Origin of the sequence: Exobacillus caeni, from assembly GCF_005747095.1 — a bacterium.
Lineage (GTDB): Bacteria > Bacillota > Bacilli > Bacillales > Guptibacillaceae > Exobacillus > Exobacillus caeni.
Genome location: NZ_SWLG01000001.1, coordinates 69822 through 95534, shown reverse-complemented (window position 1 = coordinate 95534; position 25713 = coordinate 69822). Strand labels below are relative to the sequence as shown.

Annotated in this window: 25 protein-coding genes and 2 riboswitches; of the genes, 2 read left to right on the top strand and 23 right to left on the bottom strand. The window is 42.1% G+C overall.

Annotated features, from left to right (window positions below):
- Window positions 1-47: 47 nt before the first annotated feature.
- Window positions 48-932, bottom strand: coding sequence for a lipoyl synthase (lipA, locus tag FCL54_RS00470; RefSeq protein ID WP_138122061.1), 885 nt, complete (start codon window positions 930-932; stop codon window positions 48-50).
- Window positions 933-1133: 201 nt separating this feature from the next.
- Here lipA and FCL54_RS00465 point away from each other — a divergent pair, with 201 nt between their 5' ends.
- A complete protein-coding gene (locus tag FCL54_RS00465; RefSeq protein WP_138122059.1) occupies window positions 1134-2126 on the top strand; it encodes a M23 family metallopeptidase in 993 nt (330 codons plus the stop codon).
- A 63-nt stretch (window positions 2127-2189) separates the two neighbouring features.
- Here the strand turns inward: FCL54_RS00465 and FCL54_RS00460 are convergent, their stop codons facing one another.
- The 8 genes from FCL54_RS00460 to FCL54_RS00425 form a co-directional block, all read right to left on the bottom strand.
- Window positions 2190-2288, bottom strand: coding sequence for a methionine/alanine import family NSS transporter small subunit (locus FCL54_RS00460; RefSeq protein WP_138122057.1), 99 nt, complete (start codon window positions 2286-2288; stop codon window positions 2190-2192).
- 1 nt (window position 2289) lies between these two features.
- Window positions 2290-3792 (bottom strand): sodium-dependent transporter, encoded by a 1503-nt coding sequence (locus tag FCL54_RS00455; RefSeq protein ID WP_138122055.1) that lies wholly within the window; start codon window positions 3790-3792, stop codon window positions 2290-2292.
- 287 nt (window positions 3793-4079) lie between these two features.
- Complete coding sequence (locus tag FCL54_RS00450) at window positions 4080-5654, bottom strand: Na+/H+ antiporter NhaC family protein (RefSeq protein ID WP_138122053.1); 1575 nt, start codon at window positions 5652-5654, stop codon at window positions 4080-4082.
- Window positions 5655-5755: 101 nt separating this feature from the next.
- Window positions 5756-5937: riboswitch (Lysine riboswitch) on the bottom strand.
- A 64-nt stretch (window positions 5938-6001) separates the two neighbouring features.
- Window positions 6002-6772 (bottom strand): sporulation protein YunB, encoded by a 771-nt coding sequence (gene yunB, locus FCL54_RS00445; RefSeq protein ID WP_138122051.1) that lies wholly within the window; start codon window positions 6770-6772, stop codon window positions 6002-6004.
- Window positions 6773-6854: 82 nt separating this feature from the next.
- Complete coding sequence (locus FCL54_RS00440) at window positions 6855-7157, bottom strand: YunC family protein (protein WP_138122049.1); 303 nt, start codon at window positions 7155-7157, stop codon at window positions 6855-6857.
- A gap of 78 nt (window positions 7158-7235) precedes the next feature.
- Window positions 7236-8654: a bifunctional metallophosphatase/5'-nucleotidase gene (locus tag FCL54_RS00435; protein WP_138122047.1), complete on the bottom strand. Its 1419-nt coding sequence runs from the start codon at window positions 8652-8654 to the stop codon at window positions 7236-7238.
- A gap of 14 nt (window positions 8655-8668) precedes the next feature.
- Window positions 8669-9487: a sulfite exporter TauE/SafE family protein gene (locus tag FCL54_RS00430; RefSeq protein WP_138122045.1), complete on the bottom strand. Its 819-nt coding sequence runs from the start codon at window positions 9485-9487 to the stop codon at window positions 8669-8671.
- A gap of 26 nt (window positions 9488-9513) precedes the next feature.
- Window positions 9514-10365, bottom strand: coding sequence for a DUF72 domain-containing protein (locus FCL54_RS00425; RefSeq protein WP_138122043.1), 852 nt, complete (start codon window positions 10363-10365; stop codon window positions 9514-9516).
- 170 nt (window positions 10366-10535) lie between these two features.
- On the opposite strand from FCL54_RS00425, the gene FCL54_RS23740 reads away from it, so the two are divergent.
- Window positions 10536-10706 (top strand): hypothetical protein, encoded by a 171-nt coding sequence (locus tag FCL54_RS23740; RefSeq protein WP_171016609.1) that lies wholly within the window; start codon window positions 10536-10538, stop codon window positions 10704-10706.
- A gap of 125 nt (window positions 10707-10831) precedes the next feature.
- On the opposite strand, the gene FCL54_RS00420 is transcribed toward FCL54_RS23740, so the two are convergent.
- The 14 genes from FCL54_RS00420 to leuC form a co-directional block, all read right to left on the bottom strand.
- Window positions 10832-12127 carry an MFS transporter gene (locus FCL54_RS00420; RefSeq protein WP_138122041.1) on the bottom strand — a complete coding sequence of 432 codons (1296 nt, stop codon included), beginning with the start codon at window positions 12125-12127 and terminating at the stop codon, window positions 10832-10834.
- A gap of 397 nt (window positions 12128-12524) precedes the next feature.
- Window positions 12525-13922: a Fe-S cluster assembly protein SufB gene (gene sufB, locus FCL54_RS00415; protein ID WP_138122039.1), complete on the bottom strand. Its 1398-nt coding sequence runs from the start codon at window positions 13920-13922 to the stop codon at window positions 12525-12527.
- 120 nt (window positions 13923-14042) lie between these two features.
- Window positions 14043-14486 (bottom strand): Fe-S cluster assembly sulfur transfer protein SufU, encoded by a 444-nt coding sequence (gene sufU, locus FCL54_RS00410; protein ID WP_138122037.1) that lies wholly within the window; start codon window positions 14484-14486, stop codon window positions 14043-14045.
- A complete protein-coding gene (locus FCL54_RS00405; RefSeq protein ID WP_138122035.1) occupies window positions 14476-15696 on the bottom strand; it encodes a cysteine desulfurase in 1221 nt (406 codons plus the stop codon). Before FCL54_RS00405 ends, sufU begins: the two co-directional genes overlap by 11 nt.
- The gene (gene sufD, locus FCL54_RS00400) at window positions 15696-17003 is read right to left on the bottom strand and encodes a Fe-S cluster assembly protein SufD (protein ID WP_138122033.1); all 1308 of its coding nucleotides are present in this window, start codon (window positions 17001-17003) and stop codon (window positions 15696-15698) included. The genes FCL54_RS00405 and sufD overlap by 1 nt, the downstream gene beginning before the upstream one ends.
- A gap of 19 nt (window positions 17004-17022) precedes the next feature.
- Window positions 17023-17808 (bottom strand): Fe-S cluster assembly ATPase SufC, encoded by a 786-nt coding sequence (gene sufC / locus FCL54_RS00395; protein ID WP_138122031.1) that lies wholly within the window; start codon window positions 17806-17808, stop codon window positions 17023-17025.
- Between the two features lie 734 nt (window positions 17809-18542).
- The gene (locus FCL54_RS23735; RefSeq protein ID WP_171016606.1) at window positions 18543-18683 is read right to left on the bottom strand and encodes a YuzK family famiily protein; all 141 of its coding nucleotides are present in this window, start codon (window positions 18681-18683) and stop codon (window positions 18543-18545) included.
- A gap of 410 nt (window positions 18684-19093) precedes the next feature.
- Entirely contained in the window at window positions 19094-19447 is a 354-nt protein-coding gene (locus tag FCL54_RS00390; protein ID WP_138123183.1) for a carboxymuconolactone decarboxylase family protein, read from the bottom strand.
- 340 nt (window positions 19448-19787) lie between these two features.
- On the bottom strand, window positions 19788-20636 hold the full coding sequence (locus tag FCL54_RS00385) for a MetQ/NlpA family ABC transporter substrate-binding protein (protein ID WP_138122029.1): 849 nt from the start codon (window positions 20634-20636) through the stop codon (window positions 19788-19790).
- Window positions 20637-20662: 26 nt separating this feature from the next.
- Window positions 20663-21331 (bottom strand): methionine ABC transporter permease, encoded by a 669-nt coding sequence (locus FCL54_RS00380; RefSeq protein ID WP_138122027.1) that lies wholly within the window; start codon window positions 21329-21331, stop codon window positions 20663-20665.
- Window positions 21324-22349, bottom strand: coding sequence for a methionine ABC transporter ATP-binding protein (locus tag FCL54_RS00375; protein WP_138122025.1), 1026 nt, complete (start codon window positions 22347-22349; stop codon window positions 21324-21326). The genes FCL54_RS00380 and FCL54_RS00375 overlap by 8 nt, the downstream gene beginning before the upstream one ends.
- 101 nt (window positions 22350-22450) lie before the next feature.
- Window positions 22451-22562, bottom strand: a riboswitch (SAM riboswitch).
- Between the two features lie 104 nt (window positions 22563-22666).
- Window positions 22667-23623 carry a threonine ammonia-lyase gene (ilvA, locus tag FCL54_RS00370; RefSeq protein WP_138123181.1) on the bottom strand — a complete coding sequence of 319 codons (957 nt, stop codon included), beginning with the start codon at window positions 23621-23623 and terminating at the stop codon, window positions 22667-22669.
- Between the two features lie 44 nt (window positions 23624-23667).
- On the bottom strand, window positions 23668-24261 hold the full coding sequence (gene leuD, locus FCL54_RS00365; RefSeq protein WP_138122023.1) for a 3-isopropylmalate dehydratase small subunit: 594 nt from the start codon (window positions 24259-24261) through the stop codon (window positions 23668-23670).
- A 13-nt stretch (window positions 24262-24274) separates the two neighbouring features.
- On the bottom strand, window positions 24275-25687 hold the full coding sequence (gene leuC / locus FCL54_RS00360) for a 3-isopropylmalate dehydratase large subunit (RefSeq protein WP_171016608.1): 1413 nt from the start codon (window positions 25685-25687) through the stop codon (window positions 24275-24277).
- Window positions 25688-25713: the final 26 nt, after the last annotated feature.

Below are 25713 nucleotides of genomic sequence, written 5' to 3'. Positions count from 1 at the left end.
AAACAAATAAACCGAGTTGCAGGCATAACCTGAAACTCGGTTTTATATTAAGCATTTGTTTTTGCAGCATTCACTTGCTCATCAGCATGGTAAGAGGAGCGAACCATAGGGCCAGACTCACAGTGGCTAAAGCCTTTTTCAAGCGCAATTTGCTTTAACTCAAAGAATTCTTGCGGTGTCCAATATTTTTGGACTTTTAAATGTTTTTTCGTTGGCTGTAAATATTGTCCGATCGTCATGATGTCAACATTGTTTGCCCGAAGATCATCCATCGTTTCGATGATTTCTTCTTTTGTTTCTCCAAGCCCGATCATGATACTTGATTTCGTTGGAATGTCAGGATTCATTTCTTTTGCTCTGCGGAGAAACTCCATTGTACGGTCATATGTAGCTCTTGCCCGAACTCTTGGAGACAAACGTTTTACTGTCTCGATATTATGGTTCATAATATCAGGCTTTGCATCCATTAATGTTTTAAGGGCCTCATAATTCCCTCCCATATCTGACGGTAAAACCTCTACTGAACAGAATGGGTTCTTCCGGCGTATAGCTCGTACTGTTTCCGCAAAAACGGCAGCTCCGCCATCTTTTAAGTCATCACGCGCTACAGCAGTGATAACGACATGCTTTAGTCCCATTTGTTCTACCGATTCAGCTACCCTTTCAGGCTCTTGCCAATCTAGCTCGGTTGGAAGACCGGTCTTAACCGCACAGAAACGGCAAGCGCGAGTACAAATGTCACCAAGAATCATAAATGTAGCCGTTTTACGTTCAGCCCAGCATTCATGAATGTTGGGACATCTTGCTTCTTCACATACAGTATGAAGCTTTTTCTCCCTCATCATTTTCTTCAGGCCAGTATAATTACTGTTCGTATTAAGTTTTATTTTTAACCATTCGGGCTTTCTAAGGTGTTCTTCCTTTTTTGCCATGAATTACTCACTCCAGTTTTAAAAGTATAACTTTAGCCTATTAACAGGGTAACAAAGACTTCATTTTAATACTATAAGAAAATCAGTGATAAATCCAACTATTACATTCATTTTATATTGATTTCCAACATTTTTTCCTTATGTTTATAGAATAACAAACCATACTATATTTAGAAACGGCCATAGAAAGGAGGAACTGCCATGAAAAAAGTTATTTTATTATTTTTAACGATTCTAGTTTGTTATAGACCGGATATTACGTTAGCTGGCGAACAAAAGTCTCACCCTTTAAATGAGCGTTTAAGCTTATATGTAAAAATGGAAACGATGACACAAATTCCATGGTATGTTTATGCAGCAGTCGACCAATATGAACACCAGGTCCGGAACGCAAGAAAAGACCGGCCTGATTCAAAGGGTTCAATCGGTATTTATTTTACTCCTGAAAAATGGGCCGGGCCTTTGAATCCGAATCCAGCCGACACTAATCCGATAACTGTTTCATTGTTCGGAGGCGTCGGACTTGATGGAAATAACGATGGAAAAGCAGATATCAATAATGATGAGGACCTTCTGTTTACGTTTGCGAATCACCTTCAAAAATACGGATCTCACTTAGACGATATAAAAATTGGATTATGGGACTATTATCAAAGAGATCAAGCTGTAAGAATCATCACAAGTAATATAAAGCTTTATAAAACATTCGGAACCTTAAAGTTGGATAAACACGCTTTCCCTGTTCCTCTTCGGTCAAATTACAGTTATCGAAGCACCTGGGGCGATCGGCGCGGGTGGGGAGGTTTAAGGATGCATGAAGGTACGGATATTTTTGCCGATTACGGTGTTCCTGTAAGAGCCACTTCTTATGGAACAATCGAGACAAAAGGCTGGAACCGTTATGGAGGTTGGAGAATAGGACTTCGTGATCTAAACGGAACTTACCATTATTATGCCCATTTAAACGGGTTTGAAAAAAACATTAAGCTGGGTGACGTAGTGAAGCCTGGCGATGTGATCGGATATGTAGGCAGCTCTGGATATGGCCCAAAAGGAACTTCAGGTAAGTTTCCACCCCATCTCCATTATGGCATGTACAAAGATAACGGTGTAACGGAATGGTCTTACGATCCCTATTATTCCCTTCGTTTATGGGAAAGGCAGGAACGAATCGAACTAAGGAAAAACCGCTGATCGTAGAAAGTGTTTGTTGCATAAGAAAAAAGAACTGAGTGCTGGACTCAGTTCTTTTCCTTATTATTTAGAAACTCTAACAGCATGAATGATGCTTGCTGCAAGGCCTCCCCAGATAACGCCCATACCGATTAACATCATAATGATTGCAGAAGCAGACATATTAGCTTACCTCCTTGCTGTCATTAACTTCAACTTTGCTATCCCATTTCTTTGCAGAGAACAGGAATCCAGCTACAAGTGTCAGTGCAAGGATCAACCAGCCGGAGTAAATCAAGAAGTCACCCGGATAGCCGCCATATGGTTCTTTAATATCTACCCAGATTGACTGGATCATCATGTAACCAAGGATTATCGGCGTGACTACTCCAAGGCAAATCGTCCACCATGAACCAAGTCTAATATCGGAAATCTCGTTGGCATGGCCCTTCATTGCACCAAGCTTTCTGAACACCCATGCAATAAGAATTACTTCTACAAGACCAGAAAGACCCACACCCATCGATAGTACAAAATGGTCTACAACATCAAGGAAGTTAATACCGCCTCTAGTCGCAAACAATAAAGAGATAATCGCGGACAATCCGCCTCCATATAGAACTGCTTTGTTTCTGGAAATATTAAATTTCTCCTGGAATCCAGCTATATAAGTCTCACAAATAGAAATTAGTGAAGATAGACCAGCTAACACAAGTGATGTAAAGAACAAGAATCCAAACAGTTCACTCATCACCGGCATCTGGTTGATAATGGCCGGGAACACTGCGAAAGCGAGACCGATACCAGCACCGGCAACTTCACTAACATCTACACCTTGTTGTGCAGCCATGAAACCTAATGCACTAAATACCCCGATACCTGCTAAAAGCTCGAATCCAGAGTTACTGAACCCTGTGATAAATGCATTGTTCGTAATATCAGATTTTTTTGGAAGGTAGCTAGAATAAGTGATCATAATAGCAAAAGCGATCGATAAACTAAAGAAAATCTGGCTATAAGCCGCTACCCAAACTTCTCCATCCATAATACGGTTCCAGTTTGGAGCAAACAGGGCGTCAAGGCCTGTTGCAGCACCTTCTAATGTTAAAGCACGGATAACAATGATCAAGAATAATACTACAAGTGCAGGAATAAAAATTTTGTTGGCAACTTCAATACCCTTTTTGATACCTTTAAATAAAATTCCAAGGGTGATGACCCAAACTAACACTAATGGGATTAAAACACCCGGCACAAGACTACCTACCTGTCCTGGATCCGCTACTTTCAGATAATCTCCAAAAAGGAATCCTTCCGTGTCATCTCCCCATGAAAGCTTGAAAGAAAAGACTGCATAAGACATTGCCCATGCGATAATAACCGCATAATAAGTTGAAATAACAAATGATATAAAGACCTGCCACCATCCAAGCCATTCTGCTTTTTTATTCAAGCGTGATAGCGATAACGGCGCTGAACCGCGAAACTTATGCCCCAGAGTAAATTCTAAAATCAATATCGGTATACCCGCTGTTAAAAGTGCAAACAGGTAAGGCAGGAAGAATGCTCCTCCTCCATTTTCATAGGCGATATACGGGAATCTCCAGATATTCCCAAGCCCGATTGCAGAACCAACAGCAGCTAAGATAAAGCCTGCCCTTGTTCCCCACTGCGCACGATTTTCCATTGTTTTTACCCCCTTATTTGTTTAAACCTTTTTTCAGTAGTCCTCCTTCCAAATAAAGGTTTAAATCTTTTTTCTTTTCAGATAATTCTGCTTATAGTATATCTAGTACGCTGATGCCTGTCAAAGCATTCTTAAATTTTTTTGTTGCTTTTTGACTAAATTTATTTCCAAATCCTGAATCATTTCCCAAAGTAGGACCTTTTTCTCACGGAAAATAAAACTGTATTAGTCTAAAGGTAAATAAACTTATAAAGAAGAGAAGCAGAGGCTGTGCCTCTGCTTCTCTTCTAGTTAACAACTTCTTCGTTTTTATAAGTTTGTTTCGGCTTTGCGAAATAAACTGCAGCGACAAACACAATTAATGTAACGCCCAAACCGAACAGCAAGCTGTTTGTAAATCCAAGCACTATAAATCCTACTAAGGATACTCCTGCTACAAACAGGGCGTAAGGAAGCTGAGTCATAACATGGTCAATATGATGGCTTCCAGCTCCTGTAGAAGAAAGAATAGTTGTATCGGAAATCGGTGAACAATGGTCTCCAAATACAGAACCTGCAAGAACAGCTGCAAGCATCGGAAGAATTAGCGAAATGTCTGTAGCAGCAGCAATCTCACCTGCGATCGGGAGCATGATTCCAAACGTTCCCCACGACGTTCCGGTTGCAAATGCCATTATTCCGGCAAGGATGAACAAAATTGCCGGCAACAAGCCCACAGCAATATTGCCATCTACAAGGCTCGCTAGATACTTTCCTGTGCCGAGTGCAGAAATGATTTCTATCAACGTCCATGCAACGAACAGGATGTAAACCGCAGGAAGCATCGATTTGATACCGCTGAGTACTCCCTTTCCGAATATGCTAAGACCCATATTTTTCGAAAAGAAGGATACAAGGGATGCGATGACACCAACAATCGCACCATAGACAAGGGATGTCGCAACGTCGGTATTTTCAAATACAGAAAGTGCTGTTACTGTACCGCCAGCATCCTGAACAGCCTCGATTCCAGTATAGATCATCGCTGCAACAGTACCGGCGATCAACAAAATAATCGGAAGCGCAAGGTCCCACACTTTTCCTTTATCGCTTTCTGGAAGTCCAGTTGTTTCACCCGGAACGGCTCCTCGCTTCGGATCAAGAACCTCTCCAGTATTCATCGCTCTTTCTTCATGTTCCTTCATCGCGCCAAAATCAAGATTGAAATAAGCTACGACAAAAACCATGATGAGCGCAAAGATTGCATATAGATTCATCGGAATGATTTTCATAAACGCTTCAAGCGCACCGATATCTGTTACTTGATGAGTAACAAGAATACCTCCGATAATGGAAATGATATATGCTCCCCAGCTGGAGATCGGTGAAATAATACACATTGGAGCAGCAGTGGAATCAATAATATAAGCCAGCTTTGCTCTTGAAACCTTCTGTCGGTCTGTGATTGGACGGGAAACATTCCCTACTGCAAGACTGTTAAAATAGTCATCAATAAAAATAATGATTCCAAAGACACCTGTAAGAATCTGTGCTCCGACTCTAGACTTGACCCGTTTCATCGCCCATTCACCGAACGCACGGCTTCCCCCTGAAATAGAGACGAATGCTGTCATAATGCCCAGAAGGAAAAGAAAGAAAATGATGTACATATTCCAGGTATTAAGGCCGCCGTTTTCCACATCCACGATCAAGCCTTTAACAATATCATAGATTTGTATAAATGCAGCTTTTATGTTCCAGCTGTTTACCATTAACGAACCTAAGAAAATCCCAACGCCAAGTGACACCAGGACCCTTCTTGTAATAACCACCATCAGCAGAGCAACCAGTGGCGGGACAACCGAAAGAAATGAGTTTTCCATGAGTAACCTCCTTTAATTTTTTGATTGGGACATATAAAAAAGCAATGATAGGCATCAACCTATCATTGCTTTTAACATTAAACAATGTAACGGTATCCGTCCCGATCAGTAGTTCTCCATCATAAGAAATCTCTTATAATGACAGTGCGGCACTTGTTCAATGCCACCCCAACAAAAGTAAAGTTGACCTTTATTTTTGTTTCGGCAAAGCTCCCTTTCGATGTTGATCACAGTTGTCATCCTCACAACATTTACTGATAAGCAATGCACCTCTACCTCATCGTGTCGATAAGGTTTATATCGTTGTCCTGACCATTATAATACGAATGTTTCGCCTCTGCAACGGTTTAATTTTCCAGATCTTCTACATCTATTGATGGGTTAGGAAGATTGCCTCCTCCGTTATTATAAAAGTTAGGTACCTCGCCATTTATGATTGTTGTGACTACCGGGATACTTGTTTTAACCTTTTCTGTTTCTGTCGCAAAAGGGATAACCACTCTTACATCGACCACAACCTGAACACTTATATCGAGTAAATAACTGTTGATTCCAACCTTCTCCACCGTTCGGACAATATCTGTGTTTACTTCGCCGATCGCTGTGAACCGGACTGGAATTTGCGGTCCAAGGTTAGCAAGGAGGGAATTGTTAAATGCTTGCCCAATTGGAATGTAGTGAATAATCCCGTTTTGTCCTGCTCCGTCACGCAATTTTAGATCAACATCATTTTGCTGTGCCCAATAATCGAGTGTTCCTTCTTCTACGCTTTTCAAGAAATTTTGAACTCGTATAGTTGACTCGGCAAGCATTCGAAGTACCGCCTCCTGGTTAACTTCTATACTTGCCACGTCTCCATTCTGGTTCGTGACTCGCTTTACTAATTCTTCTTCCGTAAACTCCTCTGTCATCTTCTGGGTTAATGCATCATTAATTGCGAGTGTTGCGATCCTTTGTGTTTCTATTTTGGCATATTCCATTAAGGTTGGTTTTAATCCTTTTTCCACAATCCACAGACCCTGTACTGTTAACACGATAAAAATGATGAAAGAGATCAGAAACACATATCGAAAAGGAAGCGGACCACTTCCGCGTACCTTCCTTCGCTTGTTTAACAAGGAAAAACCCCCCTTCTTGCTAATGTATATGCAAAAAGGAGGGAACTATGGACAATTTTCTGCCCGTCTTATTTAATTAACCTTACATCATTTTCAGCAGTGCGTCTTTTCCGACCGTACCCGCAACTATTCCTCTGGATTCAGCTTCTAACGTAACCGATTCCAGCGGAGCCTCCAGCAATTGCTCGATTGTCCTTACTCCAACCGCCCTGCCGGCAAGTATTCTTCTGTCTTTCAGCTTCTCGTTCAAAAGGGCTACATCAAGAGCACCGCACATAATATATCCATTCTCGCCAGTTACCGCGAGAAAGTTTGTCTTTGGAAGCTGTACACTTATTGCAGTAAACGGATGGCCTTCTATTAAGATTGGTTTCATCGTTATCACACCGCTCACGCTCCCTATAGTGATATCATCCAAATTGTGGCTCACTCTATCTATATGTCGGGAGCAAGGCAATAACAACTATTTGTTGTTGGTATCTCTGTTTAGTAGGGACTCCTGTCTAAGATGCCAGGCGAGCACATCCCTTAACATTTCCGGCAAATAATAATCCTTCTGTGCATGCTTTATCTCCGGATAAAATTGCCCGAAAGTAAACATATCTACCGTTGCTACGGTGTATTCCCGGTCCATCTCGAGAGGCTCGCCATTCCTTGTGATCGCCTTCACATGGATCAACCCGTCATCAAGAACCCTTGTTTCGACTTCAAGCCCATCATAGACCATTACTCCCATTACTTTCCCCCGAAAACCCAGGCCTTTAAATTCAAGGTTTACCATCTTGCTTGTAACAGCCTGGGCGGCAATCTCCTTAATTTCTCTTCCTTTCAACTTTACCATGCACGGATTAATCGGATGCGGACAGACACGATGCAGGTCAAGCCTTGTCACCTCTCCTGCTTGTAGGTCCTCTAAAAGCAACCCTGCATTTACCATTCCGATTTCAGCGTTGCACCATTCTTTTAAAGCAGAAGCCAGTTCTTTGGAAAACGGAGATGGTTGGTCCCAGGATATCTTCATAGTTTCCTTAAGCTCTGTGATCACTTCTCCCAGATTGCTCGCCGCATTCGTCTCCAGTTCATTGATGAGCTGCACTGTACGGCTATCCGGTTTCATTCGCTCAACAGAAACGCTATACGCTTCTTTCTCCACAACCTCTCCAGAAGTTGAATCGTAAGCGATTTTAACCTGCCCTACGTACTGACAATCTTTTCCCGATTGGGCTATCAATGTTCCTTTTACATTTTTCCCCTGGTGGATTAAGTGATGGGTATGAGCTCCCAGAATAAGATCGATTCCTTCGACTTGATCAGCGATTTCTTCATCATTGAATAGCCCCATATGCGAAAGAAGGATCACGATGTCAGCCTTCTCTTTTACTTCATTCACGATATCTTGCAAAATACTGAGCGGATCAACGATCTTCCAGCCCAATAATTGATAAAAAAGATGATAAGGTACCGTGATGCCGATGACACCAACTGATAATCCGTTTTTCATTTCATGGATCCTATATGGTTTCACCCAATCTGGCCGTTTGCCACTTTCATCGTAAAGGTTAGAAACAAGTACAGAAAACGTGGCATCCTGATACATTTGATCCAGTTCTTCTTTTGAAAAAGTAATGCCTTCGTTGTTGCCGATCGTGACGTCATCGTAGTTTAATTCATTTAACAAAACAACGTTTCCTTTACCTCCGGTGCCTTCTGTCATAGGGTGGACACGATCGGCATGGTCACCAATATCAAAAAGTAAGACGCTGTCACCCTGAAGTTCATGAAATTTGCGTTCGTTTTTCAAAAAAGAGGCAACTTTAGGCCAGCTCGAAAAATGGCTGTGCAAATCATTTGTACTGTATACATGAAGTGTTTTAATCGACATTCCAATCTTCCTCCCTAGCCAAACATTCCCTGCCAGACTAACCTTATTCCAACAATAACAAGCATCCAGCGCAATAGAGTAATAACGGTCCGGTCTTTTAATCTCTTATTTATATATGAACCAAGCTTTGCCCCGATCCAGGCCCCCGGAATTAAAGCAAGTATAAGAAACAGTTCAATATTTCCAAGGATCAAGTGAGCAGCTGCTCCGGTAACACTTGATAAAAAGATCATAAACATAGAAGTTGCAATCGCAACGGGAGCAGGAAAGCCGAACAAAATGATCATTGCCGGAACCATTAACGATCCTCCCCCAATACCAAATAAACCTGATAGAACTCCAACAAAAAACGAAATCAAAAGGGCGATCAGAGGGGAATAACGGTATGTTACTATTTCTCCTGTTTCATACGTAAAAGATCTCTCGATTCCTTTTATCGTTTTTATCGGTTTAATCCTGTCTCTTACCATCAATAAAAAAGAAATCATCACCATGAAGATTCCAAAATAAAGCGAGAATCCATCGGTTGATACAAGTTTGTTAAGCCATGCACCAGCTATAGCCCCCGGGCCGCTTCCGGCAAAAAAGAGAACTCCACTTTTATAATCAACTCTTTTTTCCTTCATATACGATAATGTTGATGAAAGGCCGATAACCACAAGGATCACGATCGAGCTCCCAACAATGGTTTGCGGCGAATAAGCCGGTAGTAAGTTTGTATAGTTCCCGAAGATCAACAAACCCGGAACAATGATAATTCCTCCCCCAAGACCCACAAGGCTCCCGACTGTTCCAGCTGTTAATCCTAAAAAAATAAGTATGAGCCAATCCATAAGTTCCTCCAGTACTACAATAAAAGTTATTCGAATAAGTCCATTTGCCTTGGATTCAGCTTTGTATACTCAATCTCGAGCATCTCTATCAATTCCTTTGCGTTCTCAGCTGCGTCTCCCCCGGAATTGTTATTAAAGACCAGAAAAATATTTTTAGACATCTGTTCAAGCCTTTTTAACCGTTCCTTCCATTCCTGCAGCTCTTGCTTATTGTAATGATAGAGATATCTGACTTCCCTCCACTTTTTATTATCCCCGGGATTTAGCCATCCCTGCGTATTTCTGCCATGCAGGCGAACAAAAGTTGTTTCTGGATCAGTCGCCTCCATTACGATTGGAACTGAGCCAATACCAGCCTGGGGTTCGTCACAAACCGTATGAATCCATCCTTCGTTTCTCATAAAATCCAGGGTTTTATCATAATACTGCGGCAAATACCAGGTCTGATTCCTAAACTCCAGGGCAACCGGGATATCCTCCATATGTTCTTTGCAATATCTTAGAATATCAACATGTTCTTTTTTGCAATCAAACCACGGCGGGAATTGAAACAAGACCATTTGCAGCTTGTTTGCCTCCCTTATAGGGGTTAGTGATTTTTTAAAAGCCCCGAACATTTCCTCCCTGGAATCAAAAGGATTTTCTCCTCTTTGGTGCCCTGTCATCCCCTGATATGCTTTTACGATAAAACGAAAACCTTCTGGCGTCTCACTTGCCCACTTTTGATAATTCTTTTCAGGCTGAACCGCATAAAAAGATGAATCGATTTCCACGATCGGAAAATGCGATGCATATGCTTTTAACTTATCTCGGCTATTGATTTTGTCAGGATAAAGATCGTCATGATCTCCCCAGCCAGTTAGTCCTATATATATCATAAGTTTTCCCTTTCTTTTTAAGACTCTCTTCTTTTAATTGTGAGATTTTATAAAGGAAATAGCAAGTGATATGGAAGGTGTTTTGTTGAGTTTTCAATCTCTTACAAGCATAATGTTTGTACATTCTCTTAAGAGTAATGCCACCATAGAAGTAGCAGGGAGGAATTCAAATGGATGAAAAAAGACACCGTTCTAACAAAGAACGAATCCGCCAGCTCGAAAAACAGCTTCAAGAAAAAGAACGGGAACTAAAATCCAAAGAAAGAAAAATTAAAGAATCGGAAGAACAACTAATGATTGTAAAAAAGGCTATTAATACCTTTAACAAACAAAATGATTAATAGTACAGCAGGAAATTCATAACCTTAAATAAAATCTTCTCTTCAGTTCCTCCACTAAAAGGAGAAGGGTCAAGCCGATCGGCCTGACCCTTCTCCCTTTATTTTTGATGAAATTTATTGTTTGTTTATCGTTTAAGAGCTTCTTCGTTGTCATCTGATACTGTACTTGTTTTTGTTTGTGTTAATATCCGCATATATACAACTACAGCCGGCATCAACAGGATTGCCGAGAATACCATGGCTGCCCTTAAAGAGAAACGGGTTCCCACAGCACCAACTACCGGTCCCCCAGCACTCTGGCCAAATGCATCCGACTGGCTCATGAATGAAAGAACTGTTGCCCTTGTCCGGCTGTCGATGTTCTGATTTAACCAGGCCTGATACATAGGGCCGCTTAATGTGCCAATAACGACCAAAACCCAATAGCTGATTAAGCCAACCGCAAAGTTTCCTGCAAGGCCGAAAACTGCCAATCCTATTACTTGCAGGCATGTAAGAATCAATAAACTGCGTATGATGACACTGCTGTTATTTGTATCAAGTTTCCGATTAAATATTTCTGCAGCAACGATGCTTAATAGGTTAGCAACAATGTTAATGATACCAAACCAAACAACCGGTTCAAGCGCTCCGAGCTCTGGAAGGGTAAACGTGTTTAAAAAATGAGCTTCCCATAGACGTGCAAAGCCTTCAAACGCCGCTCCTGAAAAGATTGTCACCAGGATGACGAGCATTAGAATTGGTCTGCCACGAACCGAATTTATGCCGTTTTTAAAAGTAAAAAACATTGATTGAAGGGCATTTGAGTTTCCTTCTGGACTTTCCGGTTTAAAACCGGTCTCCGGCATTGCGATCACAAGAAAAATGCCTAAGAAGAGAAATAGTATCCCTCCTGCAAGGTAGGGCAGGTTTAAAGAGATGCTTGCAAGTCCAACACTGATGATGACCCCAACTACCATGCTTGCCTGACGTAGCTGGTTCGCTCTTATGAATAAACTTCCGACCCTTTTGTCACCTATTTCGTCAGTGATCCAGGCTTGTTCAGCACCGCTTAAAAAGGTTTCCCCAACCCCTCGTACCATTTCAGAAAGAATCACCGCAGCAACAAGGGGAACCGCGTTGCTTAGTAGCGTTTCCGATACAAACGGAATAGATCCTTCTAACAGATAAGCAGTGCCAAGAACGAACATTCCGATGATCACGGATAAACGGCGGCTATAGGTATCCGCAACGACGCCGGTCACATTTTCAAGCAAAAGAATGGTCACTTCCAGTATCGTACCAACAAGCACCAATTGAAACGGGTTTAGCCCTAATTCCATTACATAGTAAACAGCATATGTCGTGAACATGATGGTATTTGCCAGTGATGACAAACAGGCGATTACCAGATAAACCTGGGACGCAGTTAACTTTTTCAAACGAAGATCCACCTTTCAGGCAGACCCAACATCCCATTCAAGTTTTTATGATTAACCTGCCGGGCGATGAATACTGCCTAACGCTTATTTTTTCTCACTTTAATCGTTGTGGTAGTTCCGTTTTGAATTTTTAACATTCCAAACACCTCCAAGATTGATTGTATGGGGATTTATTACCAAAGTCTATCTTTATTTTTGAAAAATTGAAAAGAATGGCGGTTTTATTGGGACTCGAGCGGCCTTTTGAGAGCTGAAGCTAATCGGAAGGGAATTCAGGCCTTTACTTTCAACTTTTTGATTTTTATTTTCAACTAGGCATCTCAATCGTCCGGCCACCTGACATACTCCAACAAAAAAAGAGCGAAACCATAAGGATTCGCTCTTTCAACAAAGTATATTAACCGATTGAACCTTCCATCTCGAACTTGATAAGACGGTTCATTTCTACGGCATATTCCATTGGAAGTTCTTTCGTAAATGGCTCGATGAAGCCCATTACGATCATTTCTGTTGCTTCTTCTTCTGAGACTCCACGGCTCATCAGATAGAAAAGCTGTTCTTCAGAGACTTTAGATACTTTTGCTTCGTGCTCTAAAGAAATGTTGTCGTTCATGATCTCGTTGTATGGGATCGTATCTGATTTAGATTCGTTATCCATGATCAGTGTATCACACTCAACATTCGCACGCGCTCCGTCCGCTTTACGTCCGAATTGGACGATTCCGCGGTACGTAACATTTCCGCCCTGCTTCGAAATAGATTTCGAAACGATTGTGGAAGATGTGTTAGGAGCAAGGTGGATCATTTTTGCACCTGCATCCTGGTGCTGGCCTTTACCGGCAAGGGCGATCGACAGTGTGTTACCTCTCGCTCCCTGTCCTTTAAGGATGATCGCTGGGTACTTCATTGTCAGCTTAGAACCGATGTTTCCGTCGATCCATTCCATCGTTGCATTTTCATCTGCTACGGCACGTTTTGTAACAAGGTTATAAACGTTGTTCGCCCAGTTCTGAATCGTCGTATAACGGCAATAAGCATCCTTTTTAACATAGATCTCTACTACCGCACTGTGCAGGGAGTTTGTTGTATAAACAGGTGCTGTACAACCCTCAACATAGTGTACGTGGGAGCCTTCATCCGCAATGATAAGCGTACGTTCGAACTGACCCATATTTTCAGAGTTAATACGGAAATACGCTTGAAGTGGAGTGTCAACTTTTATCCCTTTAGGAACATAGATGAAAGATCCGCCTGACCATACTGCAGAGTTCAATGCTGCAAACTTGTTGTCAGAAGGAGGAATAACTTTTCCAAAGTGCTCTTTGAAAATTTCCTCGTCTTCTTTTATCGCAGTGTCAGTGTCTTTAAAGATGATTCCCATCTTTTCAAGGTCTTCCTGCATATTGTGATAAACAACCTCAGATTCATACTGTGCAGAAACACCGGCAAGGTATTTTTGCTCAGCTTCAGGAATTCCAAGCTTATCAAATGTCGTTTTGATTTCTTCAGGAACTTCATCCCATGAACGCTCTGACTTTTCTGATGGTTTTACATAGTATGTGATCTCGTCAAAGTTAAGATCGTTTAAGTCGCCGCCCCACTGAGGCATAGGCATTTTGTAAAATTGCTCAAGTGATTTTAGACGGAAGTCGAGCATCCATTGAGGCTCTTCCTTCATTTTGGAAATCTGTCTAACGATATCTTCTGTTAAGCCGCGGCCTGAACGAAATATCGAAACGTCTTTATCCGAAAATCCATATTTATAATCACCGATCTCAGGCATTTTTTTAGCCATCGTGTGAATCCCTCCTAGAGACATTTTTCATGTCATCCGAATTGGTCTCGCTTTTTTACCATTGTAGTATGAATCCTGTCATTTGACAACGGAGCCAGCTAGCGAAAACACAATCCCCGATTATTTATCCTGCTGTTCTTTGAACCCTTTTTCCATTGCTTTCCAGGAAAGGGTAGCACATTTGATACGTGCCGGGAACTTGGAAACCCCTTGAAGCGCTTCGATGTCGCCAAGGTCAAAGTCACCTTCATCAATCTCTTTTCCCTGCATCATATCAGAGAACAGCTTTGAAAGCTCTATCGCTTTTTCTACTTCCAGCCCCTTAACAGCCTGGGTCATCATCGATGCAGACGCCATACTGATCGAGCAGCCTTCGCCAATAAATTTTGCATCTGCAATCTTTCCGTCTTCCACCTTCATTTGAAGCTGGATGGAATCGCCGCAGGTCGGATTGTTCATATCAACAGTTAAGTCGCCATCGGCAAGCTCTCCGCGGTTTCGCGGATTTTTATAGTGATCCATAATTACCTGCCTGTATAGCTGATCTAAGTTATTAAAAGACATCGCCGAAATACTCCTTTGCTTTTTGTAATCCAGCTACAAAAGCATCTACATCTTCTTTCGTATTATAGAGGTAGAAGCTTGCTCGTGCTGTCGCTGTTACATCAAGCCACTTCATCAACGGCTGGGCACAATGGTGTCCTGCTCGAACCGCTATTCCTTCTGAGTCCAGGACCGTCGCCACATCATGAGGATGAACGTCATCACAGTTAAACGTTACAATACCCGCACGCTCTTCCGGACCGTATACTTTAACGCCGTCGACATCCTTCAGGCGTTCAATCGTATACCGGGCAAGCTCTTCTTCATGTTGATGGATGTTATCGAGACCCACTTCATTTAGAAAGTCAATTGCAGCACCAAGGCCGATCGCTCCGCCTATAATAGGCGTTCCGCCTTCAAACTTCCACGGAAGCTCTTTCCATGTAGAGTCTTGCAATCCAACAAAGTCAATCATTTCTCCGCCAAATTCAACTGGGTCCATTTTTTCAAGATGTTCTTTCTTGCCATACAGTACCCCTATTCCGGTGGGTCCACACATTTTGTGCCCTGAAAAAGCAAAGAAATCACAGTCAAGATCTTGAACGTCTACTTTCATATGCGGTGTGCTCTGGGCTCCATCAACTACCATAACGGCACCATGCTGATGGGCAATTGCAGTAATTTCTTTAATCGGATTAATCGTTCCAAGTACATTTGAAACCTGCATAACAGCTACAAGCTTAGTATTCTCGGTTATAGTGCTTTTTACATCTTCAAGTGAAATGGAACCATCATCTTGAAGAGGAATGTATTTTAAAGTAGCACCTGTTGCTTTTGCAGCCTGTTGCCAGGGGATAATATTGCTGTGATGCTCCATTGGAGTAATAACGATTTCATCGCCTTCTTTAAGATTTGCCCTCGCATAGCTGTAGGCAACTGTATTTATAGAAGTCGTCGTTCCCCTTGTAAAGATAATTTCTTCAGTAGAACGAGCATTAATGAAGCTTCTCACCTTTTCACGCGTGCCTTCATACGCATCGGTCGCTTTTGTTCCAAGAGTGTGGACTCCGCGGTGGACGTTGGAATTGATTTCGCGATAATAATTGTCAAGTGCTTCGATGACCGGTGTCGGTTTCTGAGAAGTAGCGGCACTATCTAGATAAACAAGAGGATTCCCATTTACCTCTTGATGAAGAATGGGAAACATCTTGCGGATCTCATTGACATTCATTATCGAACTTTCCTTTCGATTACTTCCGTCGCACGCTTTTGTACGCCCTCGATAGGAAGATCATTAACAACCGGTGCAAGGAACCCGTGAATGATAAGGCGTTCCGCTTCTGCTCTCGAAATACCGCGGCTCATCATATAGAACAATTGCAACTGGTCAACCTTGCCTACTGAAGCTGCGTGGCCAGCCATTACATCATCTTCATCGATCAGAAGAATAGGGTTGGCATCTCCGCGTGCTTTTTCGCTCATCATTAATACACGCTGTGTTTGGTCACCGAAGGCTTTCTTAGCACCGTGTTCAATTTTCGTAATCCCGTTAAAGATTGAGCTTGCACTATCTTTCATAACGCCATGAACTAACAGGTTACTTTCAGAATTCTGGCCATGATGGAATACGCGGTTAACAAAGTTTTGTTTCTGGTCTCCTCTTCCTACTGTTACTGTTTTTGTTTCAGCAGTGGAGCCATTGCCGTCTAAATGGGTAATATTATCAGAAATCGTGTTGCCGTCGTTCATCTGCCCAAGAGACCATTCGATTCTTCCATCTCTGGATACACGGCTTCTTCGGCTGATGAATGTTGTTACACCCTTAGCAAAGTTATCAACAGAACCATAGGATACTTTGGCATTTTGGCCGACAAACACCTCAGCAATGATGTTTGCTACTGATTCTTTATCATCACCAGTAGAAAAATAGTTCTCCACATATGTTACCCGGCTGTTATCTTCCGCCACGATAATAACATGGTTAAAGAGGCCAGCTTCTGCATCTTCCTGCCAGTATAAAGCTTGTAAAGGAACTTCAACATCTACATTTTTAGGAACATAAAGGAATGTTCCACCGTTCATCAATGCTGCATGCAGTGCAGTCAAACGATGCTCGTCGATTTTAACTCCTTCTGTCATGAAGTATTTTTCCAACAGGTCACTGTACTCTTTAGAAGCAGTCAAAATATCGGTGAAAATAACTCCCTTTTCTCTTAAATCATCGGATAATTGTTTAAAAGCTAATGTAGTATTGCGATGAACAACAAGGTTTCCGGCCTGTTCATCTTTTCCGACCAGGCTTTTAATATCTTCAGGGAGCTCATCGAGAGACTTGATTTCCTGCGCGGAAACGTCATGTTTATATGAATTAAAATTCCATTTGTCTATTTTTGTTTTTTCCGGTTTTGGCATCGGTAACTCAGAAGCCGCATCAAGAGCTTTTAAACGAAGGTTCAACAGCCACTCTGGTTCCTGGCGATCCTGAGAAAACTTACGCACGTACTCTTGATCAAATTCAAGTTTCGTTTCTACAGACATAACTTATCCTCCTAACTGCTTATGCTTCTTGACCTACTGTTTCGTCTTCGATTCCCAGCTCTTCTTTAATCCAGTCATAACCTTCTGCTTCAAGGCGCTGTGCAAGTTCTGCACCACCTGATTTTACAATTCGCCCTTGCATAATTACGTGGACTTTATCAGGTGTGATGTAGTTTAGAAGACGCTGATAGTGTGTGATGATCAAGCAGCCAAACTCTGGTGAACGCATGGAGTTAACACCCTGGGATACAACTTTTAATGCATCGATATCAAGTCCAGAGTCGATCTCATCAAGAATTGCGATCTTTGGTTCAAGCATCATCAGTTGAAGGATTTCGTTACGCTTTTTCTCCCCGCCGGAGAAACCTTCATTTAAGTAACGCTGTGAAAATTCCTCACCCATACCTAATGCAGCCATTTTTTCATCCATTTTCTTGATGAATTTCATAAGGGAAATTTCATCGCCTTCTTCACGGCGAGCATTGATGGATGTACGCAAGAAATCAGCGTTTGTTACACCGCTCACTTCACTTGGGTATTGCATCGCAAGGAAAAGACCAGCTTTTGCACGCTCATCGACTTCCATCTCTAAAAGATCTTTTCCGTCGATCGTTACTGTGCCTTCAGTAATCTCATATTTTGGGTGACCCATGATCGCAGAAGCAAGCGTAGACTTACCTGTTCCGTTCGGACCCATTACAGCGTGTATTTCCCCGCCATTGATCTCCAGGTCTAACCCTTTGATAATTTCTTTTCCTTCAATAGAAACATGAAGATTTTCGATCTTTAAATTAGATGCTGACATAGTGTTACCTCCAATAACCTTTATACTTTTTCTATATTCCAACCCTTTTTACAGGGCATAATTTGGACATAGAATTTCTCATTCTCAATTTATTCTCATTATCATCTTATAACAAATTAAAATTATTATCAAGAAAAGGAAAGGATGCCATAGCCTGTACTTAGCGTGTCCAATATCTGCCTGTTTTATGGATAAGAACGTAATGAGAGTATGCCACTCTAATGGAGAAAATCGAGGAATAGTATAACCATTGCTTTGTATACCATATCACTTTAATTGATTACCTTCAACAGGCCAGCTTCTAGCTTCATTTTGTTTGCCAGGGAGTGGTTAATTTTTGCCCTGGTTGCTTTTGGGTTTGGCGGGAGGGCGGTTAGACTTCAAGGTGGATCAGTGAGCTCCAAAGCTCATTCTTTGAGGTCATCTAATCCCTTATTTGTGACAAATACCTATTATTTAAAAATTATAGGTCATTTGTTCCGCTATTCACCGGGCAAGCGATTATTTTAATCAGATTTTGAGCAAATAGCGGAACATATGGCCTCATTCATCTAGAAAGTCATGTTTTTTCCCTAAATAGAGGAATAAATGACCTATAACTCAAACTCCAGTTTCCAAGCGGTAGGTTTATTGCCTTCTACCTAAAAAAAGAAAAAACCAGTGATGCTCCACTGGTTTTCCCCCTGCTTATATTGTTTGATATCCTGTTAGTAAAAATTAATATCAGAAACGATTTACGTGCTTAACTTCCGCTCATGCTCATTTACCACACTCAGGCTTTTTTGGTGGTCAGCTTCCCTTTCTTGTTCAATTTCCATCCGTTTTGCAAAGCTTTGCCCGTACTCGGCATATCCGATGCCGTGAGACTGATACATGGCCTTTTCCATCTCAGCAGTGTGGTTCAAGCGTATGGGGTTAATAATAAATCAATCCTTTCAAATTTCTTTTTTGAATACAATAATTACTTTAACATTCAGAAAACTTTTAAACAAACGCGGTAATCTCCATTGTCACTTAATTTTCAGTTTAGAGGTCTCTTTAGTCTAGTTCAGTAAATCATTTACTTACAAATGCTACCTTTTTGCCCCATATTTAACCTTGTCCATGAATGGCAACGCTTTCATTTCCGAGCGCATTCACTTGTTCTTTTTTCTTAGATAAATAAACAGGATAATCGACCAATGAAAAAGGTTGACTGAAAGGAATTCGGCCCGCTTTTCCGAAAAAGCAATTTAGCAAATTCAGATCACCGGCATATTATTCCTAATCTAGTCAACCTAATATCTTAATGCTTCAATTGATTTAATTCCGTGATAGAGTCCTGGACAAGTGTTACCGCCTGGCTCATTGCCGCCCCACCGCCAAATGCAGCAGTTACTCCTACCGCCTCAAGTATTTCTTCCTCTGAACATCCCTGGTCAATACATCCCTTGGTATGATAAATGATGCAGTACTCATCCTGGGAATAAATGCTGATTCCAAGTGCGATCAGTTGTTTTTCCTTTTGTGAGAGATTTCCTTCTTTAAAGCAAGCTTCTGTAAAATGGTTGTATGCCTCAGCAATATCAGGCATTTTTTGAGTAAAAGCTCCTAAGCCTTCTTTGTAATCCTGTAACGCTGCTTCTGCAAAGCCACTCATCTCGTTGTCATGGTTCACGGCAATCCACTCCTTATCAATATAATCACCGTTAGTATGACTGAATTAAGAAGAATATATCCAACAATTATAGGACTTTCATTCCGCTATTAGAATCAAAGCAGCTATTGTTTAAGAGCTAAGGATAGCAGTTCCTTTATCTGAAGAAAGGTGGGATGACCAAACTCTGAACAGCCAAAATAAAAGATCCTATGACTTATAAAAATTAACCATAAAATAAAGCTGGTGGAGAGAAAATATGCCTTTTAAAGGTATAAAAAAACGGTCCAGCATCAACCTGCTGAACCGAGTTTCTTCCTTATTATATTAAATATAAATAGATTTATTCACTTACTGGTACAACCGCACCTTTGTATTTCTCTAGGATGAAGTCCTGGATTTCTTTAGAACGTAGAACTTCTACTAATGTCTTGATGCTTTCTTTGTCCTCGTCCCCTTTGTTTACAGCGATAATGTTAACATACGGAGAGTTTGCACCTTCAAGCGCGATTGCGTCTTCTTGAGGGTTAAGTCCAGCATCGATTGCATAGTTTGTGTTGATTAGTACTGCATCTCCTTCACCCTGCTTATAAACCTGCGGAAGAAGTGATGCTTCAACGTCTGTTTTAAACTCAAGGTTTTTAGGGTTTTCTGCGATGTCATCTACAGTCGCTTCGGTTTTTTCTACGCCTTCTTTAAGCGTGATCAATCCTTCTTCTTCTAAAAGAGAAAGCATACGGCCGTGGTCTGCAACGGAATTACTCATGATGATCAAAGCACCTTCAGGAAGCTCATCGAGGCTCTTGTAATCTTGGGAATATACACCGATCGGCTCAATGTGAATACCGCCAGCGTTTGCAAAATCATAATCTTCGTTTTCTTCCATTTGTGACTTCATGTAAGGGATATGCTGGAAGTAGTTTGCATCTAGCTCTCCGCTTGCAAGGGTTTTGTTAGGAAGAACATAATCCTGGAACGTTTTGATTTCAAGCTCGATTCCTTTTTCTTCAAGCATCGGCTTTGCTTCTTCTAAAATTTCAGCATGAGGTACGTTGGATGCACCGACAACAAGCTTATTGTCTTCTTTCTTCTCAGCGTCTGTTCCGCCGGCTTCATTGTTTCCTTCGTTACCGCCGCAGGCAGCAAGAAGTCCTATTGTTAATACTGCAAAAATAAGAAATACTTTCTTCATGGTTTTCTCTCCTCTTTATTTCTAATTTATCTTTTATCTAATGAGCGAGTTATAACATCGCCAATAATTTGAAGGATAAACACGATAAGCAGAATAATAACTGTTGCAACCAGTGTTACATCTGGATTGCTTCGCTGGTACCCTTCAAGGTAAGCAAGGTTACCGAGCCCTCCGGCACCAACTACTCCAGCCATCGCCGTGTAACTGACAAGTGCAATAGCAGTGACGGTAATACCTGAGACGAGTGCTGGCATCGATTCAGGCAATAATACTTTATATATGATTTCCCAATCGTTTGCTCCCATTGATTGTGAAGCCTCTATAACTCCCTTGTCCACCTCACGCAGTGCGATCTCTACCATCCTCGCATAGAATGGAGCCGCTCCAACGATAAGTGCAGGCAATGCTGCATTCGCACCAAGCATTGACTTCATCAGCCAAACGGTAAAAGGAATCAATAAAATGATTAAAATGATGAACGGAATCGACCGGAAGACGTTTACGAATGATGCAATAATAAAATTGATCACTTTGTTTTCCCATCGATTTCCCGGTGCTGTTAAAAACAAAAGCAATCCGAGAATGATGCCTAAGATAAAGGTGGCTACGACGGATATAGCTGTCATGTACAGCGTTTGAACGGTTGCCTCCCACATCTTTTCCCAATCAACATTCGGGAACCACTGCTCAAGCATTTTGAATCACCTCCACTCCAACATGATGAGATTCCATATATGCTATAGCTTCCTGGATGTCTTTTTCCTCACCCTGCAGGAGAACGGATAGCTTACCGTATGCCCCTTCTTGAGTTTGGGAAATTTTTCCCTGAAGAATATTGATGTCTACTGCGAATTTGCGCAACACATCAGAAATCAACGGTTTTTCTGCACTTTCCTGGACAAATGTCAGGTTAACTACTTTCCCTTCAGGATATTCTTCAGCCAAATGATCCAGCGTTTTATGAATGTCTCCTGGATCAGCAAGCTGATTAACAAAGTCCCTGGTAATATCCTCTTTTGGATTCTGGAATACTTCTAATACATGGCCTTGCTCAACGATCCGTCCGTTTTCCATCACCGCAACCCGATGGCAAATCTTACGGATAACGTGCATCTCATGGGTGATCAGCACAATGGTCAATCCTAACTGTTTATTGATATCTACCAACAAATCTAAAATTGAATCTGTTGTCTTCGGGTCAAGCGCTGAAGTTGCCTCATCACAGAGCAATACCTTCGGGTTGTTCGCTAGTGCCCTTGCAATACCTACACGCTGTTTCTGCCCACCGCTTAGTTGAGACGGATAAGCATTTTCCCTTCCCTCAAGACCAACAAGCTTAACCAGTTCATCAACGCGCTTTTTCCGTTCAGTACTGCTTACTCCGGCGATTTCAAGCGGAAATGCAATGTTTTCCTTAACCGTTCTGGACCAGAGTAGATTAAAGTGCTGGAAAACCATGCTGATTTCCTGTCTTGCCTTCCTTAGCTCTTTCCCCTTGAGGCGTGATAAGTCCATACCATCGATCGAAACAGTTCCATCAGTTGGACGTTCAAGCAGGTTCAACATGCGGATCAATGTGCTTTTTCCGGCGCCACTATAGCCGATTATGCCAAATATTTCTCCTTTTTCGATCTCAATGTTGACATCATCTACTGCCTTTACCACTCCGGATTTAGCATTAAATGTTTTATGAAGGCCTTTTAACGTAATCAAGATTTCACATCCTTTATTAAAAAGCGAACGAATGGCTTATTGCTATAAAAAATACCTTTCCGCATGAGCAGAAAGGCACTGTTAAGTTTATAGTCACCTTTCTCTCATCTGCCAAAGCAAAACGCTTCGCAGGAATTGGCACCATTTCAAACATGATTGTTTGACGGTTGCCGGGCTTCGTCGGGCCAGTCCCTCCACCTCTCTCGATAAGAGAAAATATCCTTTTTTCGCTTTAATAAGTTTAAGTGCTGATGTGAATTCTAGCATGGTACTCGCAAAAGTGTCAATCGTTTTATTAAAGTCCTAATTTTCAAACATCAGCTAATCTTTTTTAAAGGATTTACTTTCTTGGAAAGTTCTTTGTAAAATGCTAATTTATCAAGGTCTGTATTACCGCCGCTCACAATGATACCAACTCGTTTCTGTTCGTAGCGCTGTTTTTTACTAAACAACGCAGCAAGAGCCGCCGCGCCTGCTCCTTCAACGAGTGTCTTTTCTCTTTCTAGCATAAACACAATGCTATATGCAATCTCTTCATCGGTTACGGTGACGATATCATCAACAAGCTGGTGTATCAAAGGAAATGTAACTTTACCCGGTTCCTTTACTGCTATTCCATCTGCAATGGAACGGACAGTACGAAGAGAGTCCTCTCCACTTCCGTTAAACCTGTTATAGGTAGCAGCTGCACCGGCAGACTGGACTCCTGTTACCTTTACACCGGGATAGAAAGATTTGATCGCAAGCGCAACACCTGAAATCAGCCCGCCGCCTCCGACCGGAACAATAATTTCTTCAAGATCAGAACTTTGTTGAAGCATTTCCAGGGCCACGGTTCCCTGTCCTGCGATCACATGCGGGTCATCAAACGCATGAACGAAAGTAGAGCCGTTTCTTTCCTGTTCTTTCCTTGCTGCTAAAAAGGCCTCCTGATAAGATTCGCCATGGAGAACGATTTCAGCACCGTAACTTTTTGTTGCTTCAATTTTGCTGAATGGCGTTTGCTCCGGCATAAAGATTTTTGAGCGGATCCCTCTGTTTGAGGCAGCAAATGCAACGCCCTGCGCATGATTTCCAGCTGAAGCTGCAACAATTCCTTTTTTGGCTTCAAGATCATTTAACGATGCTATCTTGTTATAAGCTCCCCGAAGCTTAAACGACCCTGTCCGTTGCAAGTTTTCCATTTTCATATACACCTTAGCTCCAGTTAAGGAGTTAAGCGTGCTCGATTGCTTTAACGGAGTCCTATGGACAACACCAGTCAAGCTTTCCATCGCTTCGATTATGTTAAACTGTTCACCAAAATTCCCAAAGCAAATCACCCTTTCACCATTGCTGATTTTTCAAACTTTGTAATTTGCTCATCCAGTGTGAGCGTTAGTGAAATTTCATCCCATCCATTTAACAGCATCTGCTTCCAATATGGATCAATCTGAAATTCAGCCGAAAATCCATTATTGTTTGTAACCTTCTGTTGTTCTAAGTCAACAAAAAGTTCCGTTTGTTTTCCTTCTGCAGTATGCAACAGTTCCCCAACCTGTTCCTCGCTTAGAGATATAGGTAAAATTCCATTTTTTAAACAGTTGTTATAAAAAATATCTGCAAAGCTCGGGGCAATGACCACCCGGAACCCATAATCGAGAAGAGCCCACGGAGCATGCTCCCGAGAAGAGCCACAGCCAAAGTTATTTCCTGCGACCAGAATCGATGCATCCTTGTATTGCTTTTTATTCAGAACAAAAGCTTCATTTTCTTTTCCTTCCTCATCAAGTCTCCAGTGGTAAAAAAGAAATTGCCCGAAGCCGGTCCGTTCTATTCTTTTTAGAAACTGTTTCGGGATGATCTGGTCTGTATCAACGTTTGAACGATCAAGAGGACAAACCGTACCCGAAAATTGCTTAATTGGTTCCAAGTTTTTTCACTCCTTATGCTAAAGCAGCCTGAAAGTTTCGGACATCGGTAAATTTACCTTCTATCGCAGCACCAGCTGCCATCGCTGGACTGACAAGATGGGTTCGTGAACCGTTCCCCTGTCTTCCTTCAAAGTTCCGGTTAGAAGTGGAAGCACATCGCTTTCCAGGAGGAACGATATCTTCATTCATCGCAAGGCACATGCTGCAGCCCGATTCCCGCCACTCAAAACCTGCATTTATAAAGATTGTGTTAAGACCTTCTTGTTCCGCAAGCAGCTTAACCGTCTGGGATCCCGGCACGACAATCGCAGTAACCCCAGAGTGGACTGTTTTCCCTTTCACAATTTCTGCAGCGGCCCGAAGATCAGAAAGGCGTGAATTTGTACACGAACCTATAAAGACATAATCAACCTCAATTTCATTGATCGGAGTTCCAGGCTCAAGTCCCATATAATCAAGTGCCCGCTGGATCGATTCGCGTTCTGATTGCGATTCGAATTGATCTGGATAAGGCACGTTACCATTGATCGAACTTCCCATCGAAGGGTTTGTTCCCCATGTTACTTGCGGCTCGATTTCCGATGCATCGATTTCTATCGTTTTGTCATAACTCGCTCCTTCATCTGAGGCAAGGCTTTGCCAGCGAGCGGCAACCTGGTCGAATGCTTCTCCTGAAGGTACATGTCTTCTCCCTTTTAAGTAAGAGATAGTTACGTCATCCGGGCTAATCAATCCCGCCTTCGCACCAGCTTCGATCGACATATTGCAAACCGTCATTCTTTCTTCCATGGATAGGGACCGGATCGCTTCGCCCGTATACTCCATCACATATCCCGTTCCAACGCCGATCCCAAACTTTTCGATCACTGCCAGAATCAAGTCTTTTGCTGCAACACCAGGAGCAAGCTTGCCGTTCACTTTCACTTCCATTGTCTTAGGCTTGCTTTGCCATAACGTTTGGGTTGCAAGAACATGTTCCACCTCACTCGTACCGATTCCAAAAGCGAGCGCTCCGAAGGCACCATGTGTAGATGTATGGCTGTCACCACAGACAATAGTTTTACCAGGCTGTGTCAATCCAAGCTCCGGGCCGATCACATGGACGATACCCTGGTCTGGATGATGGATATCCGCAAGTTCAATCCCAAACTCCTGGCAGTTTTTCTCCAGGGTAGCCATTTGCTTATGAGCGATCTTATCGTTGATTTTATTTTTATCTGCAGTCGGTACGTTATGATCCATTGTTGCGTAAGTTAAGTCCGGCCTGCGAACCTTTCGGCCGTTTAACCGCAGGCCTTCGAAAGCCTGGGGAGAAGTCACTTCATGGATAAGGTGCAGATCGATATAGATCAGGTCAGGTTTCCCTTCCTCTCCATGAACTTTATGCTGTTCCCATATCTTATCGATAATTGTTTTAGGCGCCACGTTCATCCTCCTTTCTTCCTATCAAA